Raw genomic sequence first — 1,151 nt, forward strand, 5'->3', positions numbered from 1 at the left:
GGCCGTACGGGTGACGGCGGCGGCATCGGGCAGGCCACGCACCGGCCGTCCGCGCGGCGGCTCGTGAGACGTTCCGCCGGGCCGCGGGGGCCTGGCCTGCACCGGCGCCGGACGGCGGTCCAGGCCTTCTTGACAGGGGCGGCCACGCGTGGGGTACTGCGGGTGCTGACGCAGGGAGCACCAACGGGGGTGAGCCACCTGACGGAGCAGCGGTACCCCACCTCGGCCGAACTGGTCCGGTCAGCGCGGGAGCTGGCGACTCACCGACCTGACCTGTGCCGTCTACGCCAGGTCGGCACGTCACGGTCCGGGCGGCCGCTGCACCTGCTGTCCGTCGGACACGACCGGCGCACCGTCCTGATCGTCGCGGGCGCGCACGCGAACGAGCCGACGGGCGGCTCCACCGTGCTGCACCTCGCCGAACGGGCCCTTTTGGACCGGGCGTTGAGATCCGACCGGTCCTGGCACTTCCTGCTCTGCGCCGACCCGGACGGGGCGGAGCTGCACCGCACTCCCGCCCCGCGCACCCTGCGCGAGTACCACCAGCACTTCTTCCGGCCCGCGGGCCCCGAGCAGCCCGAGTGGTCGCCGTCGGTGCTGCCCCCGGACCGTCTCCCGCCCGAGACGAAGACGCTCACCGGTGTCATCGACGAGCTGCGGCCCTACCTCCAGGTGTCCTTGCACGGCACCGAACTGGGCGGCAGCTGGGTGCAGTTGACCCGGGACATACCCGGGCTCGCGGAGCCCTTCGCCAAGTCGGCGGCGGAATTGCACATACCGGTGGAGACGGGCGCCTCCGACGCGGCGGGCTGGCCGACGTCCGGGCCCGGGGTCCACGTGATGCCGGACCCCGAGGCACAGGCCGCGTTCCCGAGCCTGCCCGACGACGCCCGGCACTCCACCTGGCACCACGCGCACCGCTACGGCGGCTGCACGGCGATCATCGAGGTGCCGATGTGGGCCAGCGACCTGGTGGACGACCCGGCCCCGCACCCGGCGCCGCAGCGGGCCCTGCGGCGCATCTCGGCGCGACTGAGCCGGGACACCCGGCTCGTGGAGGACGTCCTCGCGGAGTCCCTGCCCCGCCTGCCCGACACCACGGGGCCGCTGCTGCGGGCGGCCCGCTGGGCGCTGAGCCTCGTGCCGGGGCT

Annotated in this window: 1 protein-coding gene; it reads left to right on the top strand. The window is 75.0% G+C overall.

What is annotated here, in order from left to right; genetic code table 11:
* Positions 1-189 precede the first annotated feature (189 nt).
* Positions 190-1,151: M14 family zinc carboxypeptidase (locus tag G3I40_RS15270; protein ID WP_164302714.1), on the top strand; the 962-nt coding region annotated here is incomplete at its 3' end.

The sequence above is a fragment of the Streptomyces sp. SID14478 genome, from assembly GCF_010548525.1.
Taxonomy (GTDB): Bacteria; Actinomycetota; Actinomycetes; order Streptomycetales; family Streptomycetaceae; genus Streptomyces.